Genomic DNA, 14,345 nt, shown 5'->3' on the forward strand with positions numbered 1-14,345 from the left:
CGCCGGCATCTGGCACAACAACCTGATCGGCGCACCGGTCACCCGCTCGCTGATCGCCTACGACCACTGATCACATCGGATCTACTCGTCTAGCGGATGTCGGACAGCTTGGCGCGCAGTTGCAGAACCGACTTCGTGTGGATCTGGCTGACCCGGCTCTCCGTCACCCCGAGGACCTGCCCGATCTCGGCAAGGGTCAGCCCCTCGTAGTAGTAGAGCGTCACCACGGTCTTCTCCCGCTCGGGCAGGGTGTTGACCGCCTGCGCCAGCAACCGGCGCAGCTCCCGGTCCTCGGCCACCTCCACGGGGTTGTCCGCGCCGTGGTCCTCCAGGGTGTCCACCAGGCTCAGCCGGTCGCCGCCCTCACCGACCGGGTGGAGCAGTTCGTCGAGCGCCACCACGTTGGCGAGGGACAGCTGGCTGAAGATGGCGTGCAGATCCTCGATCGCGATGCCCATCTCGGCCGCGACCTCGGGCTCGTGCGGGGTCCGGCGCAGCCGGGCCTCCAGCGTCGCGTACGTCCGCTCGACCGCCTTCGCCTTCTGCCTCACCGAGCGCGGGATCCAGTCCAGCGCCCGCAGTTCGTCGATGATCGCGCCACGGATGCGGCTGATCGCGTAGGTCTCGAACTTGATGGCCCGGTCGATGTCGAACTTCTCGATGGCGTCGATCAGCCCGAAGACGCCCGAGGAGACGAAGTCGGCCTGCTCGACATTGGACGGCAGTCCGACCCCGACCCGGCCCGCCACGTACTTCACGAGGGGTGAGTAGTGCAGGATCAGCTGTTCTCTCAGCCGCTGGTCACCCGTCCCCTTGTAGGAGCGCCAGAGGGCTTCGAGCGCCGTGCGTTCCTGACCGTCCGCCTCCCGGCGCTGCCCGGGCGCGCCCGAGGAAGAACGCGCCGGACCCGCCCCGGTCACGCCGGGCGCGCCGGGCTGGTCGGGGCGCGCGCCGGCTTGTGCCGCGACGTGCGCTCCGCCGCTCTGGTCCTCCCGCCCCGCCGAGGGGGGATAGACCGTCGACGAGGCGCCGGGCGGGGGGTCCGCCTCGGTGCCCGCTGCGGTGGCGGCCGCGTCGGCAGACTGGCCGGGCACCGAGGCCGACCGACCGGCCTGCCGTGCGAGGCCCCCCATCGCGCCCGTCGCCTTGGGCGGGAACTCGGTCACGGGGCGCCGCTCGGTCCGCGGCCCGCCCGAGGACCGGGCGCCACCGGTCACTCTGTGTCCGGGAATGTGTGTGGGCATGCGTTGGTCTGCGCCGTTCTGCCGAGTCATGTGCTGATAGGGAAGACAGGGCGAGCGTAGCGTGACCGACTCACTGCAATGCGCTACCGCCACTCGGTCGTCCCCCGATCCGGTGGCGTTCCCCCTCCCCGGATCCCGGTGCCTGCGGCCGATCGGCCCGGCCATCGGGTCACCCCTCGTTGCCCCGTCTCCTGGCTCCCCGCGATGCCTCGCCCCGTTCCCTCACCGTGCGTCCGGTCCAATGCCCTCTCGTCCGTCTGGTCACCTCCTCCGCACCAGCCGCCAATGGGCGCCGTGCCGCTCCACGTAGCCGAGCGATCCCAACTCGTACAGCCGCTGGAGCACTTCGTCCGGCGAGAGCCCCGACTGCCGGGCCAACCGCTCCACGGGCGCCCCCTCTGCCGTCGCCGGCACGGCCTCCAGCACCTGTGCCACAGCCGGCTCCAGCAAGTCCCGGGGCAGAACCGGGCCGCTCCGCTGAGGCGCCAGATCGTCGCCGATCGCACCGATCAACTCGGCCACCTCCGCGGCGTCGGTGACCAGGGTGGCGCCACCGCTACGGATCAGGGCGTGCACTCCGGCGGAGAGTTCCGACGTCACCGGCCCGGCGACACCCATGGTGTACCGGTTGAGGTTGCGGGCGCGCCTGGCTGTACTCAGCGCCCCGCTGCGCATCGCCGCCTCGACCACCACCGTCCCCCGGGTGAGGGCGGCGATGACACGGTTGCGCAGCACGAACCGGAAGCGGTTCGGGTGCTCCCCCGGCGGGAGTTCGCTCAGCAGCAGCCCCTGGGCGGCGATCCGCCTGATCAGCTCGGCGTTTCCCCTCGGATAGGCCACGTCCACGCCACAGGCGAGGACCCCCATCGTCATTCCGCCGGCGGCCAGCGCTCCTCGATGGGCGGACGCGTCGATCCCGTACGCCGCACCGGAGACCACCACCCACCCGCGTTCGGCCAGTTGAGCCGACAGCTCCCCCGCGACATACGCCCCGTAGGCCGTACAAGCCCGCGAGCCGACCACGGCGACCGAGCGAAGAGCCAGCAGTCGCAGCGAGCCCGTCCCGGCCACCCAGAGCCCGATCGGCCGCCCGTCCCCCAGATCGTCCAGTTGGCTCGGCCATTCCATGTCGCCCGGAATGATGAAGCGCCCACCGGCCACTCGTACCCGTTCCAGGTCGTCTGCGGGGTCGACGTCCGCGAGTCTGGCCCGGTAGCCGACGAGTCGGCCGGCGTCCAGCCCGGGGTGGTCGGGCACAGGACCGCCCCGGATCGCCTGAACCACGTCGGCGGCGTCGAGTTGGGACAGCCATCGGCCGAGGACGGCGTCTCCGGGTTCGCTGAGCCTGCTGAGCACGGCCCTGGCGCAGCGCTCGGGCTCGGTCCGCGAGGCGCTCTGGGAGGGAGGTTGAGGGTGGTTCATCGTCCGGTTCACTTGCGGTGTCCTCGTTCTCTGCACACTGGTCAGATGCCACGCTCGGCCGGGCCGGGCCGGGTGGGCTTCTCCTCGCCCCGCCCGCCTCCCTGCTCCGGGACGCGACTGAGCTGACGGAAGGAGCGCTCCGCCGGCAGCCCTTGCTCGACGCCGGTGCGCAGGACGAGGGCGGTCCGCACGTCCCGTTGGTCCGGGCGGTCTCGACCCGCGAGGTCGGCGACCGTCCAGGCCACCCGGAGCACCCGGTCCAGGCCGCGGGCGGTCAGCAACCCGCGCTCCAGTTGGCGCGCGGCGTCGTTGAGTGCGCCGGGCGCGAGCTGCCAGCGGGTACGCAGTTCATGACCGGGCACCTCGGCATTGGTCTGCCACGGGGTGTTCGCCAGCCGCGTCGCCGCACGCTCGCGCGCCGCCAGCACCCGGGCCGCCACGGTCTCGGTGGTCTCCGCCGTGCTGTCCCGCTCCATGAGTTCGATCCTGGTCACCGGGGCGACCTGAACCTGGAGATCGACCCGGTCCAGTAGCGGCCCGGACAACCTCCCCTGGTACCGGCTGACCATCACCGGGGTGCACTCGCACCCCTCGCCGCGCCGCGAGTGCCGACCGCAGGGGCACGGATTCGCCGCCAGGCAGAGCAGGAACCTGGCCGGGAGTCTGAGCGAACCCGCCGAACGTGCGATCACCACCTCGCCCGACTCCAGCGGTTGACGCAGCGCGTCGAGCACCCGGACCGGGAACTCCGGTGCCTCGTCCAGGAACAGGACGCCTCGATGGGCCAGTGAGACCGCACCCGGTCGCGGCAGGCCGCTGCCACCGCCGACAATCGCCGGCATGGTGGTGGAGTGGTGCGGGGCGCAGTAGGGCGCGCTGTCGATCAGCGGCCGACCGGCTGGGAGCAGTCCCGCCACGGAGTGGACGGCGGTGACCTCCAGTGACTCCTTCTGGGTGAGCGGCGGGAGCAGCGCGGGCAGCCGTTCGGCCAGCATCGTTTTGCCTGCGCCCGGCGGGCCTTTCAAATAAAGGTGGTGGCCTCCGGCGGCGGCGATCTCCAGCGCTCTCCGGGCCTCGTACTGGCCCGCCACATCGGCCAGGTCCATATAGGCCGACTTGTCATCGGGCAGGCCTCGCACACCCGCGCTGGGGAGCATGAGCCCGGCCATCAGGGGGTCGGGGCGGCCGCCGATGGGGTCGGGCGGTTCCTCCGGCTCGGGTGCCCCGGTGAGGACGGCGATCAGCTGGCGCAGGCTGCGCACTCCGATGACGGTCACGCCCGGGACCAGTGAGGCCTCGGCGGCCGTCTGCTCGGCCACCACGACCCGCTGGTACCCGGCGTCGGCGGCGGCCAGCACCGAGGGGAGCACACCGCGTACCGGCCGCACCCGGCCGTCCAGCCCCAGCTCGCCGATGATCAGCAGGTCGGCGATGGAGGACGGATCCAGCCGCTCGGCAGCGGCGAGGACGGCACACGCCACCGCGAGATCGAAGCCGCTGCCGCTCTTGGGCACCGAGGCGGGGCTGAGTCCGACGGTCAGCTTGCGCTGGGGCCAGGCCTCGCCACTGTTCACCAGGGCCGCACGCACCCGGTCGCGGGCTTCGGAGAGGGCCTTGTCGGGCAGGCCGACAAGGGTGAACGCGGCGACTCCTGGCTCCAGATCGGCCTGGACCTCGACGATCACTCCGTCGACACCGACCAGTGCCACGGAACAGGTACGAGCGAATGCCATCTCAGACCACCCCTCGCAGGTGGTCCACCAGGGCCGCACCGCGGAACCGGTTGATGACGGCCACGAGGTCGATGCGGACGCCACCGGGTGGCACAGGTGGCCATGGCGGATCCGCAGGCCCGTTACCGGGCTCGGACTGATACTCGGAGCCGGCCAGCCTGGCGAAGTGGCCGGGCCAGCGCTCCGCCATCCAGCGCTCCGCGAGGCGCTGCAGCCGAGCGGCCTTGGCCTGGTCGATGGCCTCGCTGGGCTGTTGGAACCCCCGCTCGGAGCGGGTCTTCACCTCACAGACCGCCAGGGTGTCGCCGTCGAGGGCGACGATGTCCAACTCCCCCTCGACACACCGCCAGTTGCGGTCCAGGATGCGGAGCCCGTCCTCGGCGAGGCGGCGCGCGGCGACCCTTTCGCCATAGCGGCCGAGGCCGTTGTTGGTACTGCGCCCCGGGCTGTTCTTCTCCGGGCGCGGCGGAGCAGGCCCGACGGCGGTCGGCGACCCTCCGTCCGCCGGCCGCACTGTCTTCCGTCTGGGCTGCCCGTCCAGCCGGGCTTTCGCTGTCTGCTTGCGCGGGGAGCGCTTCGTGTCCTGCACGATGACCACCTCCGCTGTGGAGGTTGCCGCGCAGCCCGGGACCAGACCAGAGAGTTGTTATTTCCTGTGGATAACCAGGGCCTGTGGATAACTTCTGTCACCTGGAGGGGTGAGAATCCCGGAATACTCGAAATTCCTCTGGACACCACCGGCCCAGACGGTCCAACGTCAGTTCCCGAAGCCGGCGTCGTCCGAGGGCAGCTCCAGATCACTCTTCGCGAGCTCCTCGATGTTCACGTCCTTGAAGGTCAGCACCCTGACCTTACGGACGAACCGAGCCGGCCGGTACATGTCCCAGACCCACGCATCCGCCATCGACACCTCGAAGAAGACCTCGCCCTGGACCGAGTGCACCTGCAACTCGTAGTCGTTGGTGAGGTAGAAACGCCGCTCGGTTTCGATCACGTACTTGAACAGGCCGACGACGTCCCGGTACTCCCGGTAGAGCTTGAGCTCCATCTCGGTCTCGTACTTTTCGAGATCTTCGGCACTCATCCAGGCGTCCCCTCAACTTGTCACGTCCACCCATTGTGGACCACCGCACCCACCCTCAGAGCCGTACTGGAGTGACTGGCGGCCCCTCGGCCAACAGTTGCTCCACAAAGTCCGCCAGTCCGACCGGGTAGACCGTCTCGGCGGTTTCCCTGAGCTCCTCGATCGTCCACCAGCGCGCCGCGAGCAGTTGGGCGTGTTCGTCGTCGCCCATGCCCGAGTGGTCGAGCACCGTGTCCGTGGTCCGGGCCAGGTGGAACCACTGCTCCTGCTCGTAGTGCTGCCCCCGAAAGGAGAACGAAGCCGTGCCGTACGCCACCAAGGGCCCCAGCTCCACACCCCGCAGTCCGGTCTCCTCCGCGAGCTCCCGTACGGCTGCCTCGCGCACGCCCTCGCCGGGCTCCAAGCCACCCCCCGGGGTGAACCACCAGGTGACACCCGGTACCGCCGGGTCGGACCCCCGGAAGAGAAGAAGGCGCTCCTGCCCGTCCAGCAACAGGATCCTCGCCGCTCTGCGACGCCGTGCCGTCATGGCAGATCTCCACACTCCTTCCGTTCGCCCCGGTGGCTCTCCCGATCCTGCCACCCGGCACGACCGTCCGGGGCGATGTTCGGCAGAGCGGGCAGGTCCAGGGCCGCGGCACCCGGGTTCAGGACGCGCGGCGGTTCCGGAGCCGACGGGTCAGGCCCGCCACGCCGCCCACCGCCGAGGTCACGACGATCAGCGCCGCGCCTACAACGGTGGCGTAGGCGGCCGGCTCCAGCGGGCCCGGTTCACCGGCCTTCGGGCCACCGATCACATCGAAGGCCGAGGTCCTGGCGAACATGCCCGCCCGACCGAACGGCAGGACGGTGGACTCGACCCGGGCCTGCACCTCGCCGGCCGGGATCGTTCCCCCGTCCACCTCGAGGTGGGCACGGGAGTCCAGCGATCCCTGCCGGTTGTCGCCGAGCAGGAACAGCCGCCCGGGCGGCACCTCCACGCTGAACGTGCCGCTCTCCGCGCTCTGCGCAGCCAGGTAGGGCTCGTCCACCGGCTTGCCGTTGACGGTCAGCCGGTGGTCGCCTCCGGTGATGGCCACTGTGTCGCCGCCCACCGCGACGACCCTCTTGACCATCAGCTCGCCGCCCCAGACCTGGTCACGGAAGACCACGACGTCACCGCGGCCGACGGCGCCGTCATCGATCTTCCGGGCCAGAACGGTGTCCCCGACCTTGAGCGTGGGGGTCATGGACGCGGTCGGGATGTTGTAGGGCCGGTAGTCCAGGGCCATGACCGCGAAGCCGCCGACCAGCAGGACCAGTCCCAGCGCGATCACCGCGCCCTGCAGCACGGCGGCGGGCCGGCGCCGGGGCCGGGCGGCGGCCGGCGGGCGGTCGGCCACCTGTTCCACGACACTGCTCATCGACACCGTCCACCCCTGCCCGACCTGGAAGCGCTCGCGACGCACCGGGGCCACAGGCGGGAAACCCGGCGGGCCGTGGCACGTCCGAGCAGATTACTCGTCGGTACCACGGCCCGCGCAAGACCCGGGGGCTACCCGGTAACGGTCAGGACTGCTTCTTTCGGTCCGCCCGGTCCCTCAGCCGGCGTACCACCGGGAGCAGACCGACCGCGCCGACGGCGCCGGCCACGGGGGGCACGAGCGGCGCGGCCCCCGACAGCCCCTTCTGGTCGAAGGTGTCTGGTACTGGCAGCGTCGACCAGTGGTTGACCGGCCAGGCCACCACGAAGGCACGCCCGATCACCTCGTCCACCGGAACCGTGCCGCCGCCCGGCTGGTCCATGTGGAAGCGGGAGTCCAGGGAGTCCGCGCGGTGGTCGCCCATCACCCAGATCCGACCGGGCGGCACCTTCACCGGGCCGAAGGGCTTCGTACCGCAGGGGGTGTTGCCCGCGAAGACGTACGGCTCGTCGAGCACGGCCCCGTTGACCTTGACCGGGCCCTCGCCCTCGCACTCGACGGTGTCCCCGCCGACCGCGATGACGCGCTTGATCAGGTCCTTCTCGTTCGTGGAGGGCATCAGGCCGACGAAGCTGAGCACGTCCTGGATGCCTCGGACGAAGGAGTTGCTGCTCTGCTGGACGGGCTCGTCGTTCAGCCAGCCGCCCGGGTCGTGGAACACCACGACCTCTCCGCGCTCGGGCTCGGCCCCGAACCACGGAGTCAGCTTGTCCACCAGGACACGGTCGCCTACCTGAAGCGTGTTCTGCATCGATTCCGACGGAATGGAGAACGCCTGGACGAAGAACGTCTTGATCACAAGAGCCAGGACCAGTGCGATACCGACCAGGATCGGCAGTTCCTTCCAGAAGGAACGCTGCTTGCGCTCCTCGCCGACGGACTTCTCGTCCGACGGCTCGTCCTCCGAACCCGGCTCGACCCGGAAGGCACCCAAGGAGTCACCCGTATCGTCGGCCGGTTCGTCTGCGGACGGGGCCGCCGTGTCCTCGGCGGGAGCCGAGGGCACCGCGGACTCGGCGGACCGGGCCGCCCGGCTGCCGGAGCCCTCGGGCTCTCCGGCGCCTGAGCGGGCGCCGATCACCAAATCCCCCACAACGTCTCCTCCCTGCTGTGCGGACGCCCGCGCGCCCGCGCTCACAGTGCCGCACAGCGGGCACCACACTCCACCATCGGCCGTGAACGTCTCAGAGCCGCCCGCGTCGGGCACACCTGACACCAACACAGCCGCAGAACACAACCGGCCTGGTGCACCGGTCACTCCAGCACTTCTCTATCACTCCCAGGCATCCGGCTCGCGATCCCACACGCGTGATCTTGCTGGTAGCCGACCGGCACGGCCTACTCCCGTGGTCGTGCCGACCGACAGACGACAAACGGAAGAATGCCCAACACACCCATAACGAGCGGAGGTTCCATCGGAATCGGCCCAGCGCCCGGCAATCGCGAAGCTTCCCCGCGAGCCGCCGGAGCCCGCGCCACTGAGGAGAGTGAACCCGGTGCATCAAGTTGATGGAACCGGTCCAACGGCCACGCGATCACAAAAGCCCGGCCCACCACACCGCTCAGCGGGATAGTCCCCTGCCCCGGATTCGCCATGTGGAAGCGGGAGTCGGCGGACACGTCCCGGTGGTCGCCCATGACCCAGAGCCGCCCCTGCGGAACCTTCACCTTGAAGGGCTGGCGGGACGGCGGGTTCCCCGGTGCCAGGTACGGCTCGTCCACCACAGCGCCGTTGACGCTCACCCGCCCCTGCGCGTCACAGCACTCCACGGTGTCCCCGCCGACACCGATCACGCGCTTGATCAGATCCTGCTCGCTGTCGGACGGCAGCAGCCCGACGAAAGTGAGGACCTGCTTGGCCCCGCGCAGTACTGGCCCGTCCGTGGACGGCTTGTGGTCAGCCTCCAGCCAGCCACCCGGGTCCTTGAACACCACCACGTCACCGCGCTCCGGCTCATTGCCGAACCAAGGGGTGAACTTGTCCACCAGTACCCGGTCCCCGATCTGGATGGTCTGTTCCATCGAACCCGAGGGGATCACGAAGACCTGCACCATGAAGGTCTTCATCACCAGTGCCACCAGCAGTGCCACCACGACGATCAGTGGAAGCTCGCGCAGGAGAGAACGTCTGCGACGGCGGGCCGCCCGGCGGGCGGTGCGGCGGCGCTCGGCCCGGCCGCGTACCGGTGGCGCCGCTTCCTGGGCGGGTGTCTCCTCCGGGCTGCCCGAGGGCTCGGGGGCGGGACGGTCGGCCAGCCGGCCTCTACCTCTGGTCCCCATGTCCACCCGTCCCCCCTGCCGCGGCAAACGCCGCCGGCCGGTCCAGGCTGGTCCAGTGGCCGATCGGGTAGACGACCCAGTCCGCCCGTCCGATCACCCTGCGCTCCGGGACAAAGCCTCCGCCGGGCTCGCCCAGGTGGTCACGCGAGTCGCGCGAGTCGCTCCGGTGGTCGCCCATCACCCACAGCTTGCCGGCCGGCACCACCACGTCGAAGGCCACGCTCGACGGCTCGTCCCCCGGGGCGAGGTAGGACGTCTCGTCGACCGGCACCCCGTTGACGGTGATCCGCCCACCCGGACCGGTACTGGTCACCCGGTCCCCGCCGACACCGATGACGCGCTTGACGTAGACCGAGTTCCCGGCCGGTGCCAGTCCGAGGTCCTGGCCGAGCGAACGAAGACCGTCCCAGAACCCGGCCGACCTCTCCGGCTCATGCAGAAAGGAGCCCGTCCCGTCGAAAACCACCACATCGCCGCGCTGGGGGTGGCCGCCGAAGGCGTACGCCAGCTTGTTCGCGATCAGGCGATCGCCCGGGCGCAGGGTGTTCTCCATCGATCCGGACGGCACCGCGAACGGCCGCGCCACGAAAGCGTTCACCAGCAGCAGGGTGAGCAGGCAGATACCCACCAGCAGAAGCAGGTCACGCCCACGCGAACGCACCGGCGCCTCCGGCTCCGGCTCCGCGGTGGGTTCGTCCCCCGGCCCGGCGGTCTCCGGCCCGGCGCCCGTCTCCACGTCCCGCGCCTCGGCCGGCCCGGCGTCCGATACCTCGGCCGTCCCGGCCTCCACACCCGCTCCGGCCGGTTCCGCCCCGCCCCCGGAAACGGCCGCGGACCGCGACAGCGAGTCCGCACCGGTGGGTGCGGGACTGCCGTCGCGGTCCGCGAGTGGTTCGTGCGTGCTCATCGGGGGCTGAGCTTACCTTGCGGCAGCGGCGCCCCCTAGAGCGCTCCGATCCCCCGGCAGCGCCGGGGGCCGGTGGATCAGCGGTCGCGCTTCTCCTTGATCTTCGCGGCCTTGCCGCGGAGGTCACGCAGGTAGTACAGCTTGGCGCGGCGAACCGCACCGCGGGTCACGACCTCGATCTTCTCGACGACCGGGGTGTGCACCGGGAAGGTGCGCTCCACGCCGACGTTGAAGCTGACCTTGCGGACGGTGAAGGTCTCACCGACACCGGCGCCGTGGCGGCGGATGACGACGCCCTGGAAGACCTGGACACGGGAGCGGTTGCCCTCGATGACCCGGACGTGCACCTTCAGGGTGTCACCGGCGCGGAAGGCCGGAATGTCGCTACGCAGCGAAGCCGCGTCGACAGCAGCGAGCTTGTTGCTCATGTTGCTCTCCATCGCAGGCGCCACGGGCCGCCCACGGAAGTTCGTCGCAATGGGGTCTGCTGCGGGCCGCATCGGACCGAGGTGATCCCCCCGTGGCGAGGGCACCGGACCACGTGACCCCTACGAAAGGAGTCCAGCGACAGACAGCAGCGGCCTATTCTTCCACATCACCGGCCACGGACCGAAATCGGCCGAGCTGCTCGTCCCAGGCCAGTCCGAGGATGCTGAGGGCCTCACGGTCTTTCTTGTCGAAGGCGCCGTACTGCCAGCGCTCCACCAGGTCCGGCCGGTTGGCCAGGGTGCGGGCGAAGGCCTGCTCGCGTCGCCAGCGGGCAATGCGCCCGTGGTTGCCGCTGAGCAGCACGTCCGGCACGGTCCGGCCACGCCACTCTGCGGGCTTGGTGTAGACCGGGCCCTCCAGCAGGTCGGCCATCGCGCCGGGCGCGAAGGAGTCGTCCCGGTGGGACTCGGCGTTGCCCAGCACTCCGGGCAGCAGCCGGGCGATCGCCTCGACCATCACCAGCACCGCGACCTCGCCGCCGGCCAGGACGTAGTCACCGATCGACACCTCGACCACCGGCATCCGGGTGGCCGCCTCCTCGATCACCCGCCGGTCGATGCCCTCGTACCGAGCGGGGGTGAAGGCCAGCCAGGGGCGCCCGGCGAGTCCCTGCGCGAGTTCCTGGGTGAACGGACGCCCGCTGGGAGTCGGCACCACCAGAGTGGGCACCTCGCCCTCGGGCCCCTGGGCGGTCACCGCGTCCAGGGCCTCGCCCCACGGCTCGGGCTTCATCACCATGCCGGGGCCGCCGCCGTACGGGCTGTCGTCCACGGTCCGGTGCACGTCGTACGTCCAGCCGCGCAGGTCGTGGATGTGCACATCGAGCTGGCCACGAGCGCGGGCCTTGCCGACCAACGAGATGTTCAGCGGCTCCAGGTACTCGGGGAAGATCGTGACGACGTCTATCCGCATCCCGCTCTGCACCGCGGCCACCGGCCCGGGCCCGGACTCCGACCTCGGCTCCTGCGCCGCGCCCTGCCCCTGCTCACGTTCGTCGGAGCTCACTCCGCGGCCTCCGAACCGTCTCGCACACCGTCGCCCTGAGCACCGTCGCCCTCAGCAGCGTCGTCCCCAACACCGTCAGCACCGTCGCCCCGGGCGACCTCGGCCTGCTCGGAGTCGATCAGCCCGCCCGGCGGGTCGATCACGGCGCGCTGGTTCTCCAGGTCGATGATCGGCACGATGCGGGTGACGAACGGCACCAGCACCTCGGTCCCGTCGGGCTTCTTCACCGTGAGCAGGTCCTGATAGGGCAGGTGGACGACCTCGGTCAGCTCACCGACCAGGGTGCCGTCGAGCAGCACCACGTCCAGACCGATCAGCTGGTGGTCGTAGAACTCCTCCGGATCCTCCGGGCGCTCCTCCGGGTCGACCTCGGCGATCAGGATGGTGCCGCGCAGCGCCTCGGCGGCATTGCGGTCCTTGACGCCGGCGAAGCGCAGCAGCAGCCGGCCGCTGTGCACCTTGCCGGACTCGACGGTCAGCGGCCCGGCCGACGCGGGGTCGGTGAGCAGGACGGCACCCGGTCCGAGCCGGAGTTCCGGCTCGTCGGTGCGGACCTCGACGCTGACGTCCCCCCTGATGCCGTGGGCGCGGCCGATCTTGCCGACGACGAGCTGCACGGTGATCGTTCTCCTGGATGAGTGCTAGGGAAGGCAGAGAAAGAAGGCTGAAGAGAAGGAAGGCTGACAAGAAGAGGCTGGAACCGGAGAGAAAGAAAGGCCGGCCGGGACGACATACGTCCCGGCCGGCCTCAAGCCTGACGGCTGAACGAGCAGCCGCGTCAGCGGATGTTGTCCACGTCGACCAGGTCGACCCGGACGTTGCGACCGCCGAGGGCGCCGACCACGGTGCGCAGTGCGCGTGCCGTGCGGCCGCCCCGGCCGATCACCTTGCCGAGGTCATCGGGGTGCACGCGCACCTCGATGGTGTTGCCCCGCCGCAGGTTGCGCGAGCGCACCTGCACTTCATCGGGGTGCTCGACGATGCCCTTCACCAAGTGGTCGAGGGCGTCCTCGATCACGATCAGGCCTCGGCGGCGGCGTCGGCCTCAGCCTCGGCCTTGTCCGACTTCTTGGCCTTCGGGGTGATGGCGACACCGGTGGTGGCGTCCTCGAAGCCGGCGACGGCCTTGGCGAACAGGTGCGAGAAGTCCTCGACCTTCGGCGCGGCGACCTTCAGCGGCTCCGGAGCCGGCAGGCCCTTGAACTTCTGCCAGTCGCCGGTCAGCTTGAGGATGGCGAGCACCGGCTCGGTCGGCTGGGCGCCGACGGACAGCCAGTACTGGGCGCGGTCGCTGTCGACCTCGATCTTCGAGGGGTCGTAGGTCGGCTGGTAGATGCCGATCTCCTCGATCGCGCGACCGTCACGCTTGGTGCGCGCGTCGGCGACGACGATGCGGTAGTGCGGGGAGCGAATCTTGCCGAGACGCTTGAGCTTGATCTTGACTGCCACGGGAGTGGATTCTCCTGGTGTTGACGTGGGTGAGCAGCCCTGCCGTCGCGTGGGGTTGCGGGGCGGGCCGTTCAAGGGACACGCCAGCCGTAGGAGAGAGGGGTCCTGTCTCGGCTGCCGAGTACTCAGCTGTCCATTCTGCCATACCGGCGCGAACCGCCTTCACCCGGCCGCCACCACCAGGCCGTCTTCACCGCCGCCAGCCACCCGACGGCCCCGGCAACAGGCCCGACCGGGAGCCCTCGCCCCCGGTCAGCCCGACACACATCGGCCGCCCGCTCGGTAGAGCCGATCGGTAGAGCCACTCGACAACTCAATGGGCCGATCGGCCGATTGCTCCGGCCGGACGTGCTGCCCGCACAGCCGCCGGCCGGTTCTCCAAGCTATGCGATCTTGAACGGCTGCTGGCACGCGCCGCAGACGATGGACGCCTGCGCGAGCACCGACGGCACGACCCGGACGTTCCGCCCGCAGCCGCAGACCGCCTTGACCCGGACGCCGCCCCCGGAGGAGCCGTGCCGGGCGGCCGGACCGCGGAAGGCGCGCGTCACGCCATCACCGGCCACCGCCTCCTGGTGGGCGCCGAGGGCCCGGTCCAGGCGTTCGATGGTGTCGGCGTACCGCTCCTGCGTCTCCTTGAGCATGGTCACCTGGGAGAAGCCGCTGCTCGCGTGCGGTTCGACCGGGTGCGCCAGGCCGAGCTCGGAGGCGAGCAGCAGGAAGCGCCGGTTGTGGTAGCGGCCGGCGCGCGAGGTGTCCCGGATGTCCCGGGCCGCGGCCAGACCGTGGGCGGCCTCGTGGAGGAGCCGCTCGAAACCGAGCCGGGTGCCACAGGCCGAGGAGGATTCACCGATCAGCGCCTCGGGCGAGGCGAGGTCGGGGAGGTCCTGATGGAAGGCCTGGATGTCACTCCAGGCGGCGGCCAGTTCGGCCGCGAGAACGAGGGGCTGTGTCGTGCTCACGCTAGACCAACGATGCAGTGGGAGCCAATGTTCCGCGTGTTCTCGCTCTCCGGGAATTCCCAGGGAACTCTCAGGAATGCACGACCGCGCGCGAATTGCGCGTTCCGGATCTGACGCAAGACCAACCCCCTGCAGGTTTCGGCCCGTCGCAACTCGCCGAGCCTCGTATTTTCCGTCCGGGCGCGGGCTGTCGCCCCCAGGACGTACGGCCCGTGGTCCTGCCGAGTTGACAGGGCCACGGGCCGTACACCGTACCGCTATTCCGTTAATACTGGCAGTTGACTGGCCAGTAGCGATGTCAACAGGT

Annotated in this window: 16 protein-coding genes; all 16 read right to left on the reverse strand. The window is 70.4% G+C overall.

The genetic code is table 11. From position 1 onward, the window contains the following. Positions 1 to 89: 89 nt before the first annotated feature. The 16 genes from whiG to ACIO5D_RS34760 all read right to left on the reverse strand — a co-directional run bounded on the left by whiG (position 90) and on the right by ACIO5D_RS34760 (position 14,038). A complete protein-coding gene (gene whiG, locus ACIO5D_RS34685; RefSeq protein WP_400761527.1) occupies positions 90 to 920 on the reverse strand; it encodes an RNA polymerase sigma factor WhiG in 831 nt (276 codons plus the stop codon). A 585-nt stretch (positions 921 to 1,505) separates the two neighbouring features. Beyond that, the gene (gene dprA / locus ACIO5D_RS34690; protein WP_400800086.1) at positions 1,506 to 2,666 is read right to left on the reverse strand and encodes a DNA-processing protein DprA; all 1,161 of its coding nucleotides are present in this window, start codon (positions 2,664 to 2,666) and stop codon (positions 1,506 to 1,508) included. Positions 2,667 to 2,707: 41 nt separating this feature from the next. After that, positions 2,708 to 4,399: a YifB family Mg chelatase-like AAA ATPase gene (locus ACIO5D_RS34695; RefSeq protein WP_400658700.1), complete on the reverse strand. Its 1,692-nt coding sequence runs from the start codon at positions 4,397 to 4,399 to the stop codon at positions 2,708 to 2,710. Position 4,400: 1 nt separating this feature from the next. Continuing rightward, positions 4,401 to 4,988 (reverse strand): YraN family protein, encoded by a 588-nt coding sequence (locus ACIO5D_RS34700; protein ID WP_400658698.1) that lies wholly within the window; start codon positions 4,986 to 4,988, stop codon positions 4,401 to 4,403. A gap of 168 nt (positions 4,989 to 5,156) precedes the next feature. Beyond that, positions 5,157 to 5,483, reverse strand: coding sequence for a DUF2469 domain-containing protein (locus ACIO5D_RS34705; RefSeq protein ID WP_329929696.1), 327 nt, complete (start codon positions 5,481 to 5,483; stop codon positions 5,157 to 5,159). Between the two features lie 55 nt (positions 5,484 to 5,538). Continuing rightward, positions 5,539 to 6,012 carry an NUDIX domain-containing protein gene (locus ACIO5D_RS34710; RefSeq protein ID WP_363608946.1) on the reverse strand — a complete coding sequence of 158 codons (474 nt, stop codon included), beginning with the start codon at positions 6,010 to 6,012 and terminating at the stop codon, positions 5,539 to 5,541. Between the two features lie 118 nt (positions 6,013 to 6,130). Then, the gene (gene lepB, locus ACIO5D_RS34715; RefSeq protein ID WP_363608944.1) at positions 6,131 to 6,886 is read right to left on the reverse strand and encodes a signal peptidase I; all 756 of its coding nucleotides are present in this window, start codon (positions 6,884 to 6,886) and stop codon (positions 6,131 to 6,133) included. Positions 6,887 to 7,031: 145 nt separating this feature from the next. Beyond that, entirely contained in the window at positions 7,032 to 8,039 is a 1,008-nt protein-coding gene (lepB, locus tag ACIO5D_RS34720) for a signal peptidase I (RefSeq protein WP_363608942.1), read from the reverse strand. 245 nt (positions 8,040 to 8,284) lie between these two features. Continuing rightward, positions 8,285 to 9,040, reverse strand: a complete 756-nt coding sequence (lepB, locus tag ACIO5D_RS34725; protein WP_400800088.1) for a signal peptidase I — start codon at positions 9,038 to 9,040, stop codon at positions 8,285 to 8,287. A gap of 169 nt (positions 9,041 to 9,209) precedes the next feature. Then, the gene (gene lepB / locus ACIO5D_RS34730; protein ID WP_400800090.1) at positions 9,210 to 10,133 is read right to left on the reverse strand and encodes a signal peptidase I; all 924 of its coding nucleotides are present in this window, start codon (positions 10,131 to 10,133) and stop codon (positions 9,210 to 9,212) included. 77 nt (positions 10,134 to 10,210) lie between these two features. Continuing rightward, positions 10,211 to 10,561, reverse strand: coding sequence for a 50S ribosomal protein L19 (gene rplS / locus ACIO5D_RS34735; protein ID WP_063347674.1), 351 nt, complete (start codon positions 10,559 to 10,561; stop codon positions 10,211 to 10,213). A gap of 154 nt (positions 10,562 to 10,715) precedes the next feature. After that, positions 10,716 to 11,534 (reverse strand): tRNA (guanosine(37)-N1)-methyltransferase TrmD, encoded by an 819-nt coding sequence (trmD, locus tag ACIO5D_RS34740; protein ID WP_400800119.1) that lies wholly within the window; start codon positions 11,532 to 11,534, stop codon positions 10,716 to 10,718. 89 nt (positions 11,535 to 11,623) lie between these two features. Further along, on the reverse strand, positions 11,624 to 12,244 hold the full coding sequence (gene rimM / locus ACIO5D_RS34745; protein WP_400658691.1) for a ribosome maturation factor RimM: 621 nt from the start codon (positions 12,242 to 12,244) through the stop codon (positions 11,624 to 11,626). 161 nt (positions 12,245 to 12,405) lie between these two features. Beyond that, positions 12,406 to 12,645 carry an RNA-binding protein gene (locus ACIO5D_RS34750; RefSeq protein ID WP_030056773.1) on the reverse strand — a complete coding sequence of 80 codons (240 nt, stop codon included), beginning with the start codon at positions 12,643 to 12,645 and terminating at the stop codon, positions 12,406 to 12,408. A 2-nt stretch (positions 12,646 to 12,647) separates the two neighbouring features. Then, the gene (gene rpsP / locus ACIO5D_RS34755) at positions 12,648 to 13,076 is read right to left on the reverse strand and encodes a 30S ribosomal protein S16 (RefSeq protein WP_363608934.1); all 429 of its coding nucleotides are present in this window, start codon (positions 13,074 to 13,076) and stop codon (positions 12,648 to 12,650) included. Between the two features lie 383 nt (positions 13,077 to 13,459). Then, positions 13,460 to 14,038 carry a hypothetical protein gene (locus ACIO5D_RS34760; protein ID WP_400658689.1) on the reverse strand — a complete coding sequence of 193 codons (579 nt, stop codon included), beginning with the start codon at positions 14,036 to 14,038 and terminating at the stop codon, positions 13,460 to 13,462. Positions 14,039 to 14,345 lie beyond the last annotated feature (307 nt).

The organism is Kitasatospora sp. NPDC087315, assembly GCF_044744345.1.
Taxonomy (GTDB): domain Bacteria; phylum Actinomycetota; class Actinomycetes; order Streptomycetales; family Streptomycetaceae; genus Kitasatospora.

Bases quoted from the DNA above. Each gene is read 5' to 3' on its own strand.
- dprA (WP_400800086.1), bottom strand. From the start codon at position 2,666: ATGAACCACCCTCAACCTCCCTCCCAGAGCGCCTCGCGGACCGAGCCC.
- ACIO5D_RS34695 (WP_400658700.1), bottom strand. From the start codon at position 4,399: ATGGCATTCGCTCGTACCTGTTCCGTGGCACTGGTCGGTGTCGACGGA.
- ACIO5D_RS34705 (WP_329929696.1), bottom strand. From the start codon at position 5,483: ATGAGTGCCGAAGATCTCGAAAAGTACGAGACCGAGATGGAGCTCAAG.
- ACIO5D_RS34710 (WP_363608946.1), bottom strand. From the start codon at position 6,012: ATGACGGCACGGCGTCGCAGAGCGGCGAGGATCCTGTTGCTGGACGGG.
- lepB (WP_363608944.1), bottom strand. From the start codon at position 6,886: ATGAGCAGTGTCGTGGAACAGGTGGCCGACCGCCCGCCGGCCGCCGCC.
- lepB (WP_400800090.1), bottom strand. From the start codon at position 10,133: ATGAGCACGCACGAACCACTCGCGGACCGCGACGGCAGTCCCGCACCC.
- rplS (WP_063347674.1), bottom strand. From the start codon at position 10,561: ATGAGCAACAAGCTCGCTGCTGTCGACGCGGCTTCGCTGCGTAGCGAC.
- trmD (WP_400800119.1), bottom strand. From the start codon at position 11,534: ATGCGGATAGACGTCGTCACGATCTTCCCCGAGTACCTGGAGCCGCTG.